Here is a 16,725-nt window from a genome sequence, read left to right as displayed (position 1 = left end):
AGTTAGTTTGTAAAAAATCGTTCCACAATTTTGGAACCTATATGATTGAGTTCTATCTGAATATCATCTAAGTATTCATGTAGACCTTTATCAAAAATGGATTTGATATTTTCTGATCGCAACCGATTTAAATAAACTGTAGTTGCATCTTGCGCTAAGTTCCTTGGCAAACCTTCCTTAATTCCAGAAATTTTTTCCAAAGCCTCTTGCATCTCTTGGATACAAAAGAAAATGGACCGAGGAAAGGTTTCATTCAAAATCAAAAATTCAGCAATATCAGTGGGATCAACACGTTTGTACTTTTGGTTGTACATCTCATGCGCAGATGCTGATTTCAATAGGGATAACCACTGTAATAAATCTAAAGTAGAACCCACATCATGAACAGAAGGAAGCAGGATAAAGTACTTCATATCGAGAATTCTTGTGGTTTTGTCTGCTCGTTCTAAAAATCTTCCAAGTAAAGAAAAGTTCCAAACCTCATCATGAGAGATGGTAGCATCGGAACATCCATAAAAACTTTGGCAGCTTTTTCGAACTGTACTGAGAAAGTCTGAGAGCCCCATCGAAAGAGTATCTCCGTGTATTTCAGAACTTTCTAAGTAAACTTTACGATAGTCTTTCACGAAGAGATAAAACTCGTTTAACACTTCCCACATAGAAGTAGAAATGTTTTCACGAATGGTTCGGGCATTCTCACGGGCTCTTGAAAGACATTGAAAAATGGAATTCGGATTCTCTTCATCAAAAGTCATAAACCTTATGACATTGACCGGACTTGGACTAGAATACCTTTTTTCAAATAATTCTACATCACCTGTTGTATGCACAAGAGGCAACCACTGGTTAGGTACCTCATCGTGCAAATCTAAAGATAGCTGGTGATTGACATCAATAAATCTTGAGTAATTTTCTGCTCTCTCGATGTATCGATTCATCCAAAAAACTGATTCGGCAACTCGGCTTAACATATAACACCTTTATCCTAATACCCAGGTGTCTTTTGAACCGCCTCCCTGGGATGAATTGACCACAAGTGATCCTTTACGAAGCGCTACACGAGTTAAACCACCCGGCATTACGTAAATATCTTTACCGTACAATATGAACGGCCTTAAATCAACATGCCTTGACTCGATTTTATCTGCAATGAGTGTAGGAACTGTCGAAAGATTTAAAACCGGTTGAGCAATATAATTTCTTGGATCTGATTTGATCAGTTCCTTAAAATCTTCTTGTTCTTGTTTACTTGCTTTCGGACCAATGATCATTCCGTAACCACCAGCACCATTTGCAGCCTTTACAACTAGGTTATGAATGTTATCCAAAACAAATTTTAAATCGGCTTCTTCGGAACAAAGGTAAGTAGGAACATTCGGAATGATGGGTTCTTCACCTAAGTAGTATTTAATGATCTTAGGAACATAAGAATAAATTACTTTATCATCTGCAACACCAGTTCCCGGAGCATTGGCAAGTGCTACGTTCCCTCTTTTGAATGCTTCAAAAATTCCTTTCACACCAAGTAAAGAGTCCGGTCTAAAACTTGACTGATCCATAAAGGTATCATCGATTCTTCGATAAATCACATCGACTTTACGAAGTCCTTTGGTCGTTTTCATATAAACTTTATGATTTTCAACGATGAGATCGGATCCTTCAACAAGATACACTCCCATCTTTTGCGCCAAAAAACTATGTTCGTAATAAGCAGAGTTAAAAACACCAGGAGTCCAAACAGCAATTACTGGATCAACTACGTCGGTTAGATTCTCCAACATTGATCTTAAGTGATAAGGATAATCATAAACCTGGCGGATGTTTAACTTTTCAAAAAGTTCAGGAAAGGTTCGTTTCATCACTTCACGATTTTCCAATACATAAGATACACCAGATGGACAACGTAAGTTATCTTCCAATACATGGAAGGCACCAGCTCCATCCCGCACCAAATCCGTACCAGTAATATGAATCCAAATATCTTTGGGAGGTTTTAAACCAATACACTGTTTGAGGTATCCAGAGCTCGACTCAATCAATTCGCGAGGAATGATTTTATCTTTTAGAATTTTTCCTTCTCCATAAATATCTGTTAAAAATAAATTGAGTGCTTGGATTCTTTGTTTGAGTCCTTTTTCCATACTGATCCATTCTTCACTTGGAACAATACGAGGAATGACATCAAAAGGCATGATCCTTTCTTGTTCTCCGCCATCACCATACAAAGTAAAGGTGATCCCAAGTGACATGAGGGCCCTTTCTGCCGAAGTACTACGTTTTACGAGTTCGATCCCACCCAAACTCTCCATTTTTGTTTTTACGAAGTCGTAACTTTTGCGAGGAAAACCTTCGCTGGAAAACATCTCATCATATATATTTTTGGCACTATAGTCTGCGATAAACATAGGGGTACCCTCTGCTTACTTAGTTAGCAATATTTGTACCAAATGGAAGAAATGACCAAAACCATGGATTAGAACTCCATCCGACATAAGTAGACAGAGAGGTGGCATTTTTCTGTTTATAAATTAAGCATCAAAAAAAATGGAAGGGTGGGAGTGTTTACAAAGAGTACTGAATGATTAATTTTCAGTAGTCTGTGAGAGATCGTTCGAAGAAATTTTTCTCTTTTTCTCTTGTTTTAAGCGAAAAGCATAGGCCAAGGTTCGGAAAAAACTCAAAAAAGGCAAAAATTTTAACAAAACCCGATTTCCCAATTGGTAAAAATGTTCGTACCGGCGTTTTTTTGGTCTGATTACTGATTTCAAAACTCGCTTTGCCAGTCGGTTTGGCAGAGAAAGTTTCGGTTCCAAAGCAATGACTCGAGAGAATCGAAACTCTCTTCCTATTTGTCCACGAAAGGAATCCCAAAAATAATCCAAAGCAGATTTAGAAGATCCATACAATCCAAATCCTGGAGTTGGAGTTTTACTTAAATCGGAACTAACTACGACTATATGAAGCCCAACAGAAATTAAATTCGTTAATCGTTGTATGGTGTGAATGGGCGCTAAAGTGTTTGCATTGAATAAAACTTTTAATCTGTTCCAATCTTCTTTTTCATCCTCCGCATAAGTGATTTGCTCAGAATTTAAAATAAAGACATCAATTTTATCTAAAGTTTCAATGGCCGATTCAATCAAACGTTCCATCTGTTCTGGTTTGGTCGTATCGATTTTATACTTTTGAAGATTGGGATGATTGGGAATTTCTTCAGGATTTGAGTCACCTACGACAACAAGTGCTCCTTCTGTTAATAGGAGTGGTAAAAGTTCTTTTCCTAAAGGAGAGGAACCCGAACTGAGCACAATCTTTTTGGATGATAGTTTCATATCGGTGACTAATTCAGTGAATCAATTGAGAGATGGATCTTTTGTATGGTCAACAAAGTATTTGTAGATTCCACCTTTGTTACGAAGAGCTTCTCGCCACACAACCTCAGACTCATCTTCGCTAAAAACGATTGATTCATCAACTAAATCTGAAACAACCCAAGACAATCTTTCAAACTCGCTTTCCAATTGGCCAGAAGACCAACCTGCGTATCCCTGTAGAACACGAAACTGAATTTGGTCAGAGGAAAGAACTTCGATCATTGTATCAAAACTTCTCGCCATATAGATACCAGGAACAATTTCAACACCAGGATCTTCTGTTTGTTTTCCATTATGAAGAATGGATACGAACATATTGTCCACTGGACCACCAGAAAACACTTGTTTGCTTGCATATGCAGTATCAGGGAGATTTTTGATTAAGGATTCCATGGTTTGGTCAGTAGGTTTGTTTAAAACCAGACCAAAAGCCCCGTCGTCGTCATGGTCTACCATAAGGACAACGGATTTGTGAAAAAAATCCTGAATCACACTGGAATTGGAAATGAGTAACTTTCCGCGAGTTGAATCAGGAATATTCGTCATTATTTTTTTCCGTGAATTTCTTCCAGGATCTTATAAGCCACTTCTAATGTTTTGATATCAGAATCACCTTTCACCATTGGCTCGGATTCTCCTTTAATACATTTTACAAAGTGTTCATGTTCCTGTTTGAGTGGGTTATCTTTGTGAACAAAGATTTTTTCTACGATGGATTCTTGTCTGTATTTGATTTCTCCAGTACCAAGTTGAGTGGTAGAACTTGCTTGTCTATGTAACTCAATTTCTTGGTTTGTAAAATCTAGAAATACATAAGAATCTTTTTGAGAGATATTGAGTGTTCTAATTTTTGCTTGGGAAGCACGTGAAGCATTGAGTGATGCAACACATCCATTTGCAAAAGTAAGAACCACGCTTGCAACATCTTCATGATTGGATACAATTGATGATCCAACTGCTTTGACATTCGTCACTTCTGATTTCACCAAGTTTAAAACGATGTCAATGTCATGGATCATCATATCCAAAACAACACCAACATCAGTGATTCGGCTATTATAAGGTGCAATCCTTCTGGATTCAATGAGAAGTGGATGTTCGGCAATTTTTCCAAGTTCCAAAACGGCTCCATTAAACCTTTCCACGTGTCCAACTTGCAAAATTAAGTTGTTCTGTTTTGCTAAAGCCACAAGTTCTTTTGCTTCTTCCACTGTTTGTGAAATTGGTTTTTCAACCAAAACATGTTTCTTTTCAGTTAATGCTTGTTTTGCGATTTTATGATGAAGGAAAGTAGGAGCGGCAATTACAATAGCATCCGTTTCCTTTAACAATTCTTCCACAGTAGGAAACGCTTTTGTTTTATGTTTTTCAGCAATTTGATTGGCGCGTTCCAAGTTGGCATCAAATATTCCGATGAGTTCAGCATCAGAAAGCTGTTTAGCAACGTTTACGTGGTATTGGCCCATGTGGCCAGTACCAATGACTCCGAGTCGGACTTTTTTATCCATAGATGCTCTCAATACTCCAAAAGTTCAGCGGAAAAACAACTTAGATTTTCCACCACTGCCGACCTTTTCGCCGGACTCACGGGCAAATTCTTCCATAAGTTCTCTCTGTTTTTTAGAAAGTTTCTTAGGAATTTCCACTTTAATGATCACGTGTTGGTCTCCTTTGCCATAAGAACCAAGGTATGGGATTCCATGTCCTTTTAAGCGGAAGATTTGTCCACTTTCCGTTCCTTCTGGAATTTTTAAGTTGATGGTCTTTCCATCAATCGAAGGCACTTCGATCTCACCACCTAGGCAAGCCATAGACAAAGAAATTGTTTTTTGAACAATTAAATCGTTTCCTTGGCGTTCAAAGGTTGGGTGTTTTTTGATATGTGTTACTACATACAAATCACCACTTGGACCACCGTTCGGGCCAGACTCACCTTCACCAGAAACTTTGAGTCGGCTACCAGATTCAACACCTGCAGGAATTTTAATATGAATTGTTCGTCTTTTCTCTGTTAGTCCCTCACCCTTGCAAGTTTTACAAGGATTGGAAATGACTTTTCCTTTTCCTTTACAACGTGGACAAGTGGTGGTCACACTAAAAAAACCTTGGGTTCTTCGCACTTGGCCTGTTCCCGAACAATCAGGACAAACTGTAGGTGAAGATCCTTTTGCTGCTCCCGATCCAGAACAATCCACACAAGTTTCAAGTCGCGGGATTTCTATTTTATATTCTTTTCCGAGAGCTGCATCTTCTAAACTAACTTCTAAATTATAACGTAAATCCGATCCTCTTTGAGGACCGGACCTTCTTCCACCACCGCGGCTACCGCCACCACCTCCGCCTCCGAAAAACTCACTGAAGATGTCGCCAAAGTCACCGAAGATATCGGAGAAGTCTGTATAAGCACCTGCTCCGTATCCTCCGCCGGCTCCCGCATTCACGCCTGCCTTGCCGTATTGATCGTACGCCGCACGTTTTTGTGCATCACGTAACACTTCATAGGCTTCGGTTGCCTCTTTGAATTTTTCTTCCGCTTCTTTATCACCCTTATTTTTATCAGGGTGATATTTAATGGCTAACTTACGATAGGCGCTCTTGATCTCATCATCAGAGGCACCTTTCGAAACGCCTAATACTTCGTAGTAACCACGGTCGCTCATAGTTTTACTTCTTTTTCTCTATTTATTTTTTATCTTCATCAACTACGGTGTAATCCGCATCAACGACCTTTTCGCCACCGGCAGAAGATTCACTTGCACCTTGACCAGCAGCACCTGCTTGCTCTGCTCCCGGAGCTCCTGCTTCAGGACCTGCTTGTGAATAAATCTTTTGTCCAATTTGCATTGCAACTTGTTGGATAGAATCACGAGAAGCCTTCATTCTTTCTACGTCACCAGATTCCATAGCTTCACGGCCGCGTTTGATTTCGTCCTGTGCTCTTTGTTTTTCTGATTCGTCGAGTTTGTCAGCAGATTCACCGATGGTTTTTTCTAATTGGTAAACAATCGCTTCCAATTCGTTTTTAGTATCAGCAGCTTCGCGAAGTTTTTTATCTTCTTCTGCATGAGCTTCTGCATCTTTTACCATCTTTTTGATTTCTTCTTCAGAGAGTCCCGAAGAAGATTCAATACGAATCTTTTGTTCTTTTCCTGTTCCTAAATCTTTCGCAGATACATGGACAATACCGTTTGCGTCGATATCAAATGTTACTTCGATTTGAGGTACTCCTCTTGGTGCTGATGGAATTCCCACTAAGTCAAATCGACCGAGGGTTCTATTGGCACTAGCCATCTCACGTTCCCCTTGTAATACATGAACCGAAACTGTTGTTTGGCTATCTGCAGCAGTAGAGAACACTTGCGATTTTCTTGTAGGGATGGTTGTGTTTCTTTCGATGAGTTTTGTCATCACACCACCGAGAGTTTCAATCCCAAGTGAAAGTGGAGTTACATCGAGTAACAATACATCTGTTACATCACCAGCAAGAACTCCCCCTTGGATCGCAGCACCAACGGCTACTACTTCATCAGGGTTTACAGATTTGTTAGGTTCTTTTCCAAAAATTTCTTTTACAAGAGCTTGCACCGCAGGGATACGAATCGATCCACCCACAAGGATGACTTCATCGATTTCACTCGCAGAAAGACCTGCATCTTTTAATGCATTTAAACATGGAATTCGAGTTCTTTCTACAAGAGATCTCGTAATCTCATCAAACTTTGCTTTGGTGAGTGTCATATCCAAATGTTTTGGACCAGAAGCATCTGCTGTGATAAATGGAAGGTTGATCTGAGTGGAAGATGTTCCAGACAACTCGATTTTAGCTTTTTCAGCAGCTTCTTTCAAACGTTGTACTGTGTTTTTATCTCCAGAAATATCAATTCCAGTTTGTTTTTTGAATTCATCAATCATCCACTGCATAACAACGTTATCAAAGTCGTCACCACCAAGATGAGTGTCCCCATTTGTGGATTTTACTTCAAAAACTCCATCACCAAGCTCAAGGATAGAAACGTCAAAAGTTCCACCACCTAAGTCATATACGGCGATCTTAGCACTGGTTTTTTTCTTATCAAAACCGTAAGCAAGAGCTGCCGCAGTTGGTTCGTTGATGATACGTTCTACTTCTAAACCAGCAATTCGACCTGCGTCTTTTGTTGCTTGTCTTTGTTCGTCATTGAAGTAAGCAGGAACAGTCACAACTGCTTTTTTTACTTCATGGCCAAGAAAGTCTTCCGCAGTTTTCTTCATTTTTTGAAGAACACGAGCTGCAATTTCTTGTGGAGTGAATTCACCAGAAACGGTTTCAAATTTTACACCGTCATTTCCAGCACGGATCACTTTGTAAGATACCATCTTTGCTTCGTCACCAGCCTCGTTAAATCGACGACCGATAAAACGTTTCGCAGAACGGATTGTATTTACTGCATTCGTAATTGCCTGGTTCTTTGCGAACTGACCTACAATGGTTTCACCCTTTGCAGTAAAGGCAACAATCGAAGGAGTGGTTCTTGCCCCTTCTGAGTTTTGAATGACAACTGGGTCTCCACCTTCCATAACCGCCACACAAGAGTTAGTGGTTCCTAAATCGATACCTATGATTTTTTCCTTAGACATAGTCTTCTCCTTCTTTCTAATATTAACTTTGTGGTTTTCCCACTTTCACGCGTGCAGGTCGAATGGATTGTTTGTTTTCACCTTCTTCATGGTAATAACCAGCTTGGTAAGTTTCCACAACCGTCTCTTCCACAAACTCTGCACTTTCCTCAGAAGCAATTGCTTCCATTAACATTGGATCAAACGGCATACCTTTCGGATCTAAACGTTTGATTCCTTCTTTTTCCAATACGGAATAAAATTCCTTTTGAACCATCTTGATCCCTTCAACAAAGGCGACCACTTCCGGAGTTTGGTTCGGAACATTAGAAACTCGTTCTAAGTTGTCCAAAGCACCAGTCAGTCCTTCCGCAAACTTTTTGATGGATTCTTTTCTTGCATTTAACAAGTCGTTTGCGGTTCTACGTTTGTAGTTTTGAAACTCCGCACGTTCCCTTAACCAAGAATCTTTTAAAGTTTCGATTTCCTTTTTGGCGTTATCGAGTTCTTTCTCAGTACCTTCTACCGCTTGTTCAATGGCTTCATCCGTAATGGTCTGCCCTTCTTCGACTGACACGTTTTGTTCACCCACGGACTGATTTGTTTCTTCTGCCATTTTTCCTCCTACTATCTACTCAATTTCGTAATCATTTCAGAAACCAACTGCGAAGTGAATTCTATCAAAGGTAATGCTTTGTTGTAATTCATCCTCTGAGGACCAATGATTCCCATGGAACCAATCCTCTTTTCTCCCATACGGTAATTTGTGGTAATGATGGTAACACCACCTAACTTCTCATTGCCGTCTTTTCCGATAATGGTATAAACACCATCCATCGGAACATAATCGCTAAAAAACTCTTTGAGGAACTGTTTTTCATCAAATAGATGCAGGATGTTTTCTAATTGTTCCTCTTCATCCTTAAAGTTTTCATATAAGTTTTTTAACCCATCGATATACAAGTTATCAACGGACAAACTGTCTGATCCCATGGCTCTTGCAATGGATGGTGCAAATAAAGAAAATCCTTCTGGACCTTCCTTTTTCATCATCATCTGCGGAATCAGATTACTTTGAATTTCATGAACGTCAAAACCTTTGACGTTATCATTCAAATACCTTGAAATTTGATACAAGGTCTCTTGTGAGATATGGTAATCGAAAAAAATATTTCGATTGAGCACTGTACCTGACCGCATCACAAGAATCATAAGAACTTCTCCACCATTTACATGGATGAGTTCAATATGTTTGAGTGTATCCAGTGACCCTTCAGGTCCGAGAACCACACTGGCCGATTGCGAAAGGGAAGCCAAAACTTTCGATGTCGCGATGAGAACTTGGTCCAATCGAAATTGCATCCGAAGATACTCTTCCTGGATCCTTTGTTTCTCGCGCATGGTTAACTCAAACAAAGTCACCAAGCTGTCCACATACAACCGGTAACCGCGTTCTGTAGGAACCCGTCCACCGGAAGTATGCCTTGCCACGATGAAACCCATCTCTTCCAGTTCCGCCAAACAAGAGCGGATGGTGGCAGGGGAAACACCGATATCGTATTTTTCAGAAAGGGTTTTGGATCCGACCGGTTTGTTGTCCGATACAAATTCCTCAACCAAGGCTTTCAAAATAGATCGATGTCTAGGGGATAGATCCATATCCTTTTGGCACTTCCTTTAGCACTCTGATGATTAGAGTGCTAATCTATGCTTAAAGTTTACGGATTTGGGTTTTTTTCGTCAAGCAGGAAGAAGGTTGGAGTCTGGAATTTTAGCAGAGTTTATCAGAATCTGCTAAAATTATGTCACACGGGGTAAACTTGGATCTGGTTACGTCCGTGGTTCTTCGCTTGGTAGAGAGCAATGTCCGCCAATTTCAAAATCTCCTCTGGCTTTTGGATGGGGTGAACCTTGGTATACCCAATGCTTAAGGTGATATTGAGGTAATAGTTATCGAAGATGAAAAAACGATGGTTTTCGACCGATTCACGTAATCGGTCAAGGACGATGGTTGCGCCTTCTGTGGTTGTGTCGGGGAGGATACAACCAAACTCTTCTCCCCCAATCCTGCCCACTGTGTCTTCTTCTCTGAGGCAATCCACAAAGATATTGGCCATTTTTTTCAAAACCAAATCCCCAATGTCGTGCCCATAGGTATCGTTGATGACTTTGAAATGATCGATGTCGAGAACTGCTAACACGGATTCCCGGTTGCGACGTTTGACCGTGGCGACAGTTTTTTGCAAACTTTCCGAAAAGGAACGACGGTTTGGCAACATTGTCAATTCATCCATATAAGCCAATCGTCTCAAACTATTGATGAGAACATTTTTTTGTTCTTCGAGACGCCTACGTTCCCTGACATCACGAATGATGGCCGCATAAAACATTTCATGATCATTATGAATGGTGAAAGCTCGGATCTCAACAGGGATGGTCCCTTTGGGTTTGGTGACAAGCTCTAGTTCCTTTAAAAATCCAGCAATATAATGCGAATCTTTGGAACTAACAAATGTTTCAATTGAGTTTTGTTCGCCTTTTTCATTCGGAGGAAAGAGGAATGAAAAAGTTTTTTGTTCTAATTCTTCTTTCGAGTAACCAGTTAACGATTGTAATGCTAAATTGCTAAATAGTATTTTGTTATTCGTATCTAAAACGACAATTGCATCAATTGATTGAGAAACAATTTCTCTAACAAACACATCCGTATTAATCTCATTCATTGCCCCAAATTTCCCCATAACCTTTTTCGCTTCGGAATGAATCCCGCCACTTGTGGATATGACGAAAATTAATTTCCGGTTTGTTGGTACGGAATTCTTTTTTCGGCAAAACCTTCAATGGTTTTGGATTCAGACCTTGATACCAATAGGCAACAGCGATCAAATCTAAGGTCAAGGAATTTGCATGTCCATGCTCGAATAAGAATAGGAAATTTTTTTCAAAACGAATGGGGGATTCCACCCAAAAGCGATACAAATGAGTTCTACCAAGCCAACCAACAGAATCAGAGACTCGTGGATATCCGAAATAAGGATGCATAAAGATTTCTTTTGGTGACCAAGCTGTGTTAAAAACATCTTCCGTTCCTGTTCCCTTTAGATTGGCTTCTGTTTGATTCCCATCAATGAAAATCAAATCATCACCTTCGCCATACCAAAGCGGAGTGGGAGAATCTACATACAAATTGAGGCCTACAAACTGGCCTTTACCTTCTGTTTCGAGAACGTTAAAGTAATTTTCTTTTTTGAAAACTGTTTTTTCAGTTTCACCAAGAAGTCCCCATTCGTTTTCTTTCCCATTGGCTGTGTTAGGTTTTGTAGAATTTCGATTCCACTGCGCATGGAAACGTAAATTAGAATTTAACGGTTCTTTCCATTCTTCATAATCAATGTAAAAGTAAAAATTACTGATGTCTTCGTCCGATTCATTTTCAATTTCGATCTTCGCACCTGATTCGAAGGGCATCGGAAAGTAAGAATTCATAGACTTTCCTTTTTTGGGAGCAGCCACAAGTGGGGCAGAATTCATAATGTATTCTTCTCCCCAACCTTGTCCAAAGAATTCACCTAACGGAACTTCTACAGATGGATGAGGATGATTGTCCCAATACATTCGAATCACGACATTTTTTCTGGCCATTGGATCTTTACTGGCAAGGGTCATCCAAATGTGTTTGATCACTCCTCTTGTTTTGATCTCTGCTATAGTAACAGTTTTTTTCTTTGGAATTTTGATAAAATCATCATTACCGTTTGTAGGATCTGCACTGGATACCCTTTGGTTGCGGTATGTTTTATCTTTCCACAGGGAAGACTCCCATCCATCAGCAAACAAAGTACTGGCGGAAAAGTAAATCATTCCAATAAGGAGAATCAAAATTCGTTTATTGTGGAAACAAAGTAATTTCGTACCAAAAGTATTTAAAAATGGAAGTTGGTGAATGTGCATAGAATAAGATCTCAGTTTCATTTATGATTTTTATAATTTAAAGTTTCAAAATATCATTTTATTTTTTATGTTGATGAGACTTTAGCCATTCTATGTGGTTGGTTTCCTGCGGTTCACTAATGTAAGAAAAATCCCAGCGTGCACAATTGATTGCAAAAAGATTTCAAAGACTACATAGAGATGGATGGATATCGATACTTCTGGAATCAAAAATACCATTCCTTCCAAACTACCGACAGCAGGAGAGATTGTAGCTAGACCTCCAAGGATTGTTCTCATCCAAATCAATACAAACATCTGTTTGCCGAAACTTTGAATTCGAAACCAATCCCAAATGACAATCACAAAACTAACCATAAGAATGGCTTGTGAAATGAGTGCCGGAAACAACCAGAACATCGCTCTTGACCAAGCCGCACCATCATTTGCCGTAATGAGGAACAATGGGAATACGGCGTTTTCACCCTCATAATATTCTTTCATAACAAACTGGAAATATGGGACGGATACCAGTAGATAAGCTGAAAGATGGCTGAAAATAAACTGAATTGTGATTTTAATCTTCGGATTCATGTTAAAGTTGTCCAATAAGGTAGGAAACCCATCTTAACATGATGAAATCAGAACTCAAGGCAAAACTGCAACGGACATTTCCAAAAGCCAAAACAGTTGCTTCCGGTCGATTGTTCACGCGCCAGTTGAGTAATCTTGTCGACGAGTCGATTCGAACTCTTTTCAACGAGGTGTCGGCTGGAATCCCAATAAAAGACCATCTTTGTTTAATTGCGGTGGGTGGATATGGTCGCAGGGAACTTGCTCCCTACTCTGACATAGACATCCTATATCTGCATGATGGAAAATTATCAGAAAAAATCCTCGGTGAGATCATTTCAAAAATTAACACATTCTTATACAACAATGAAAAGGAAGTCGGACATTCTTGTCGCACGATCAAAGAATCATTTCAATATTTAGACCAAATCGAAACCTTTCATGCAGTTCTTGATTCACGTTTTCTTGTAGGTTCAGAAATTCTATTTCAAAAATACAAATCAGAATTTTTAGCAAAAATTCCAGAGAAAACCATCAAAGTTTTTAATGAATGGAAACTTTCTTACCTTCGAGAACGAATCATTAATTCTTATAATCCCATTTTACTTTCCGAACCAAATATCAAAACAGATCCCTTGGGCCTTCGTGATATCCAACATATGTATTGGATTGAAAAAACCAATCCTCTGGCTGATTCTGCTGATGGTGGAATTTTTGATTTTTATCTGATTGGGGATAGTTTAACACTTCTATCAGCTTATGATTTTTTACTCTTAACAAGATCCGCACTTCATATCATCAGTGGAAGAAAAAATGATCGATTGGATTTAGGACTCCAACCCGAAGTTGCTGAGTTTTTAGGATTTGGTCCCAAAAACGAAATCAAAACTCTCGAGGCTTTTATGAGCCAATTTTATAAAGCTCAAAAAGACGTGTATTTTTACATCGGAACTTATTTGGATGAAAAAACAAATTTCAACAAAAAACGAATTCAAAAAGAACTTTCAAATCCCGACAGTTTGTACGATGACATCATTCAATTTTTTGCTGAATCGCAAAGTAACCAAGAAGAACCTTCTCGTATCGATTTAAACCAAATTAGATTCGCATCTCACTTTTTAGATGATGATTTTAAAAATCAAAAATCTGTTTTAGATACCTTTCTTGAAATGTTACGCAAAAAAAATCGAATCGGTCATACACTCACACTGATGCATGAATGTAACATACTCGGAAAACTCATTCCTGAATTTGGAGCTTGTACAAACTTTCCTCTTTTTAGTTACCACCACCAATACACAGTTGATGAACACACACTTTTGATTTTAAGAGAATTGGATGTTTTGATTGCTGATTTATGGGAAGATAGACAAGTCCAAGATGTATTCAATGTTTGCGAAAAAATTGAAATTTTAGCACTCGCAATTCTCATTCATGATGCGGGAAAAGTAAAAGAAGGTGACCATAGCCAATACGGTGCAGAGCTTGCCCTCATCATTGCCGAACGTTTCCGATTGTCAGAAGAAGACACAGAACTTTTACGATTTCTTGTCGCCGAACATATTGTGATGTCAGAGTTATCATCCAAACGAGACATATATGATCCCAAACTCATTTCGTCTTTTGCAAAACAATTTTCTAACGAAAACACTCTTAGACTTTTATATGTTCTTACCATCATTGATACAAAATCAGTCGGCCAAGGGATCTTAACTAATTGGAAAAAAGAAATCTTACATTTTCTCTTTAGTTCCACTCTCACCTACTTACAAAAAAAAGGAAATCTTACTGATACTCAAGACCGAATCGAATCTACTTTAGAAACGTACTTAATTGAAAAAGAAGGTCTCACCGCAGAACAATCCGAACACATTGTAGAGTTTGGAATGAAAATCAAACCTTCTTCTTACTTAAACTACAATACACCTAGACGTGTTTTCCAGCACTTCAGTTTACTTTATGAGTGGCAAAGTTCTGGATTACCTTTTCGAATGATTACCGAAAGAGAACCTGCTTTTGTCACCTTATCCATCTTTGCAAAACCAGACAAACAAATGTTACTGTATCTTTCAGGAACCATATCATCGTTAGGACTTAGTTTGGTGGGGTTACGGCTCTTCCGAACAGAAGAAAACCAACTCATTTTACAAGCACAAATCACGGATGAATATGGTAGTGGAGAAATTGCAGAACAACAAATTACCGATATTGAATCGACCTTAACAGAATGTATTGAAGGAAAAACCAATATCGAAGACCTAGCTTCCACAACAAATATTTGGAAAACATTACCACAAATTCCGGATGGAATGGTAGAAGAATTAGTGAAATTCGCTAATGATATTTCTGAGTCTTATTCTGTTTTAGAAGTCAGAGTTCCCGATTCTATTGGACTTGTGTATCGAATTCTAAAAACATTACTTGATTTTGAATTAGAAGTCATTTTTGTCAGGATCTCTACCAGTGCAGATTTTGCTTACGACTCTTTTCATATTCAAACTAAAAATGGTAGAAAAATTGAGGATACAGGGTTACTCTTAGCAATCAAAGAAAGAATCCTCTCGGTTGCAAGAGTAAAAGAAAACCAAGGTATCATGGAGATTAATTTTTAATATGGCATGGTGGAAAGAAGCAGTCATCTATCAAATTTATCCACGTAGTTTCCAAGATTCCAATGGAGATGGAATTGGAGACTTAGAAGGAATCATACAACGTTTGGATTATCTTGCAGGATCCAAGGATTCTCTTGGAATTGATGCCATTTGGTTATCTCCGGTATACCCATCTCCTATGTTTGATTTTGGTTATGATATTTCTGATTATGAAGAAATTGATCCGGTTTATGGAGACATCCAAACCTTCAAACGTTTATTAAAGGAAGCACACAAACGTGGAATTCGAATCATCATGGATCTTGTTGTCAATCATACTTCTCATTTACATCCTTGGTTTATTGAATCTAGATCTTCTGTCAATAGTCCGAAAAGGGATTGGTACATTTGGAAAGAACCAAAACACAACGGTCCACCAAATAATTGGTTAGGTGCATTTGGTGGATCAGGTTGGGAATATGACAAACGAACTGGCGAATACTATTTCCATTCATTTCTCAAAGAACAACCTGATTTAAATTGGCGTAATCCCGATGTAGAAGATGCCATATTTAAAATGATGAAGTATTGGTTGGATATGGGAGTCGATGGATTTCGGTTGGATGTAGTCAACTTATATGTAAAAGATGAATTCCTCCGAAACAATGCCTCTTATTTTATGAAAGGGCCAAGACCATACGACAAACAAGTCCATGCTTATGATCGTGATCGTCCCGAAATGCATGGAATCCTTCGCCGGATGCGTAAACTTTTGGATTCTTATTCCGAAAGACGCATGTTTGTTGGCGAGATTATGCAAGATTTTCCCGGAAATGTTCTCTTACCCGCAACATACTGTGGACGTAACGATGAATTACACCTTGCTTTTAATTTTATGTTCCTCTTCTCTCCTTGGAAAGCGGAACGATTCTTTCAAATTGTAAAAGATTTTGAATCCGCTCTTGGAGAAGACAATTGGCCAAACTACACCCTCTCCAACCATGATTTTCCACGACATATCACAAGATATGAAAAAGGAAGCGACACGATCGCAAGAGCAAAGTTGGCCGCCTGCATGATGTTAACGCTTCGTGGAACACCTTTTCTTTATTATGGTGAAGAAATAGGAATGAAACGTCAAAAGGTTCCTTACAATAAAATCCAAGACCCCGTTGGAAAACGATATTGGCCTTTCCATCCTGGTCGCGATCCAGAACGAATACCAATGCCTTGGGACGGAACCAACACAACTGGTTTTACGACAGGGAAACCATGGTTGCCATTGTATGAGGATGCACAAACACTTAACGTGGAATCTCAGAAAGACGATCCCAATTCTCTATTTTACACTTATAAAAAACTGATCCAACTAAGAAAAGATAGAAAGTCTTTAAGAAAGGGCAAATTAAAAATTCTTTTGAGTCCAGACAAACAAGTGCTATACTATAGGAGAAGAGAAGGAAAAGAAGAGACATATATATTTTTAAACTTTTCTTCAAAACCAGAGAAAGTTTTTTATCCTCGAAAATGGATTCTAGGTGAAATTCTTTTTAGTTCTGCAAATCGATCATCCTCTTTTGAGTTAGAAAAAGAGTTGGACCTTGGAGGTTTGCTTCTTTTCCCAAATGAAGCTGTTATTTTTGCAAAATAAAAAAAATTTC

Annotated in this window: 14 protein-coding genes; 2 read left to right on the top strand and 12 right to left on the bottom strand. The window is 38.8% G+C overall.

The window, feature by feature from the left end; all coding sequences use genetic code 11:
- Nucleotides 1-2: 2 nt before the first annotated feature.
- The 12 genes from CLV96_RS11530 to CLV96_RS11475 all read right to left on the bottom strand — a co-directional run bounded on the left by CLV96_RS11530 (nt 3) and on the right by CLV96_RS11475 (nt 12,494).
- Nucleotides 3-971, bottom strand: a complete 969-nt coding sequence (locus CLV96_RS11530) for an alpha-E domain-containing protein (protein WP_004785928.1) — start codon at nt 969-971, stop codon at nt 3-5.
- A 9-nt stretch (nt 972-980) separates the two neighbouring features.
- Complete coding sequence (locus CLV96_RS11525) at nt 981-2,405, bottom strand: circularly permuted type 2 ATP-grasp protein (RefSeq protein WP_004786138.1); 1,425 nt, start codon at nt 2,403-2,405, stop codon at nt 981-983.
- Nucleotides 2,406-2,582: 177 nt separating this feature from the next.
- A complete protein-coding gene (locus CLV96_RS11520) occupies nt 2,583-3,332 on the bottom strand; it encodes an SDR family NAD(P)-dependent oxidoreductase (protein WP_004786321.1) in 750 nt (249 codons plus the stop codon).
- 21 nt (nt 3,333-3,353) lie between these two features.
- Nucleotides 3,354-3,911, bottom strand: coding sequence for a YqgE/AlgH family protein (locus CLV96_RS11515; RefSeq protein WP_196795744.1), 558 nt, complete (start codon nt 3,909-3,911; stop codon nt 3,354-3,356).
- A gap of 8 nt (nt 3,912-3,919) precedes the next feature.
- A complete protein-coding gene (locus CLV96_RS11510; protein ID WP_004784272.1) occupies nt 3,920-4,882 on the bottom strand; it encodes a Gfo/Idh/MocA family protein in 963 nt (320 codons plus the stop codon).
- Between the two features lie 24 nt (nt 4,883-4,906).
- A complete protein-coding gene (gene dnaJ / locus CLV96_RS11505) occupies nt 4,907-6,034 on the bottom strand; it encodes a molecular chaperone DnaJ (RefSeq protein WP_004786635.1) in 1,128 nt (375 codons plus the stop codon).
- 22 nt (nt 6,035-6,056) lie between these two features.
- Nucleotides 6,057-7,991, bottom strand: coding sequence for a molecular chaperone DnaK (gene dnaK, locus CLV96_RS11500; protein WP_004786162.1), 1,935 nt, complete (start codon nt 7,989-7,991; stop codon nt 6,057-6,059).
- A gap of 22 nt (nt 7,992-8,013) precedes the next feature.
- The gene (grpE, locus tag CLV96_RS11495) at nt 8,014-8,586 is read right to left on the bottom strand and encodes a nucleotide exchange factor GrpE (RefSeq protein WP_004784875.1); all 573 of its coding nucleotides are present in this window, start codon (nt 8,584-8,586) and stop codon (nt 8,014-8,016) included.
- An 11-nt stretch (nt 8,587-8,597) separates the two neighbouring features.
- On the bottom strand, nt 8,598-9,629 hold the full coding sequence (hrcA, locus tag CLV96_RS11490; RefSeq protein WP_004787354.1) for a heat-inducible transcriptional repressor HrcA: 1,032 nt from the start codon (nt 9,627-9,629) through the stop codon (nt 8,598-8,600).
- Nucleotides 9,630-9,775: 146 nt separating this feature from the next.
- The gene (locus CLV96_RS11485; RefSeq protein ID WP_004785458.1) at nt 9,776-10,693 is read right to left on the bottom strand and encodes a sensor domain-containing diguanylate cyclase; all 918 of its coding nucleotides are present in this window, start codon (nt 10,691-10,693) and stop codon (nt 9,776-9,778) included.
- Complete coding sequence (locus CLV96_RS11480; protein ID WP_051012795.1) at nt 10,686-11,831, bottom strand: glycoside hydrolase family 172 protein; 1,146 nt, start codon at nt 11,829-11,831, stop codon at nt 10,686-10,688. The genes CLV96_RS11485 and CLV96_RS11480 overlap by 8 nt, the downstream gene beginning before the upstream one ends.
- 180 nt (nt 11,832-12,011) lie before the next feature.
- Complete coding sequence (locus CLV96_RS11475; RefSeq protein ID WP_004787624.1) at nt 12,012-12,494, bottom strand: hypothetical protein; 483 nt, start codon at nt 12,492-12,494, stop codon at nt 12,012-12,014.
- A 38-nt stretch (nt 12,495-12,532) separates the two neighbouring features.
- On the opposite strand from CLV96_RS11475, the gene CLV96_RS11470 reads away from it, so the two are divergent.
- Together CLV96_RS11470 and CLV96_RS11465 are read left to right on the top strand one after the other, a co-directional pair.
- Nucleotides 12,533-15,085: a [protein-PII] uridylyltransferase family protein gene (locus CLV96_RS11470; RefSeq protein ID WP_004786868.1), complete on the top strand. Its 2,553-nt coding sequence runs from the start codon at nt 12,533-12,535 to the stop codon at nt 15,083-15,085.
- 1 nt (nt 15,086) lies between these two features.
- Nucleotides 15,087-16,715 carry an alpha-glucosidase gene (locus tag CLV96_RS11465; protein WP_004785085.1) on the top strand — a complete coding sequence of 543 codons (1,629 nt, stop codon included), beginning with the start codon at nt 15,087-15,089 and terminating at the stop codon, nt 16,713-16,715.
- Nucleotides 16,716-16,725: the final 10 nt, after the last annotated feature.

The sequence above is a fragment of the Leptospira meyeri genome (assembly GCF_004368965.1).
GTDB classification, from domain to species: Bacteria; Spirochaetota; Leptospiria; order Leptospirales; family Leptospiraceae; genus Leptospira_A; species Leptospira_A meyeri.
The sequence above is the reverse complement of the archived record's forward strand: the minus strand, read 5'-3'. Positions and strand labels throughout refer to the sequence as shown.

What these genes read in the sequence shown, in the direction of transcription:
- CLV96_RS11525 (WP_004786138.1), bottom strand. Translation starts at nt 2,405, where the DNA reads ATGTTTATCGCAGACTATAGTGCCAAAAATATATATGATGAGATGTTT.
- CLV96_RS11530 (WP_004785928.1), bottom strand. Translation starts at nt 971, where the DNA reads ATGTTAAGCCGAGTTGCCGAATCAGTTTTTTGGATGAATCGATACATC.
- dnaJ (WP_004786635.1), bottom strand. Translation starts at nt 6,034, where the DNA reads ATGAGCGACCGTGGTTACTACGAAGTATTAGGCGTTTCGAAAGGTGCC.
- CLV96_RS11475 (WP_004787624.1), bottom strand. Translation starts at nt 12,494, where the DNA reads ATGAATCCGAAGATTAAAATCACAATTCAGTTTATTTTCAGCCATCTT.
- CLV96_RS11470 (WP_004786868.1), top strand. Translation starts at nt 12,533, where the DNA reads ATGATGAAATCAGAACTCAAGGCAAAACTGCAACGGACATTTCCAAAA.
- CLV96_RS11510 (WP_004784272.1), bottom strand. Translation starts at nt 4,882, where the DNA reads ATGGATAAAAAAGTCCGACTCGGAGTCATTGGTACTGGCCACATGGGC.
- CLV96_RS11480 (WP_051012795.1), bottom strand. Translation starts at nt 11,831, where the DNA reads ATGATTTACTTTTCCGCCAGTACTTTGTTTGCTGATGGATGGGAGTCT.
- CLV96_RS11465 (WP_004785085.1), top strand. Translation starts at nt 15,087, where the DNA reads ATGGCATGGTGGAAAGAAGCAGTCATCTATCAAATTTATCCACGTAGT.
- dnaK (WP_004786162.1), bottom strand. Translation starts at nt 7,991, where the DNA reads ATGTCTAAGGAAAAAATCATAGGTATCGATTTAGGAACCACTAACTCT.
- CLV96_RS11485 (WP_004785458.1), bottom strand. Translation starts at nt 10,693, where the DNA reads ATGAATGAGATTAATACGGATGTGTTTGTTAGAGAAATTGTTTCTCAA.
- grpE (WP_004784875.1), bottom strand. Translation starts at nt 8,586, where the DNA reads ATGGCAGAAGAAACAAATCAGTCCGTGGGTGAACAAAACGTGTCAGTC.
- CLV96_RS11520 (WP_004786321.1), bottom strand. Translation starts at nt 3,332, where the DNA reads ATGAAACTATCATCCAAAAAGATTGTGCTCAGTTCGGGTTCCTCTCCT.
- hrcA (WP_004787354.1), bottom strand. Translation starts at nt 9,629, where the DNA reads ATGGATCTATCCCCTAGACATCGATCTATTTTGAAAGCCTTGGTTGAG.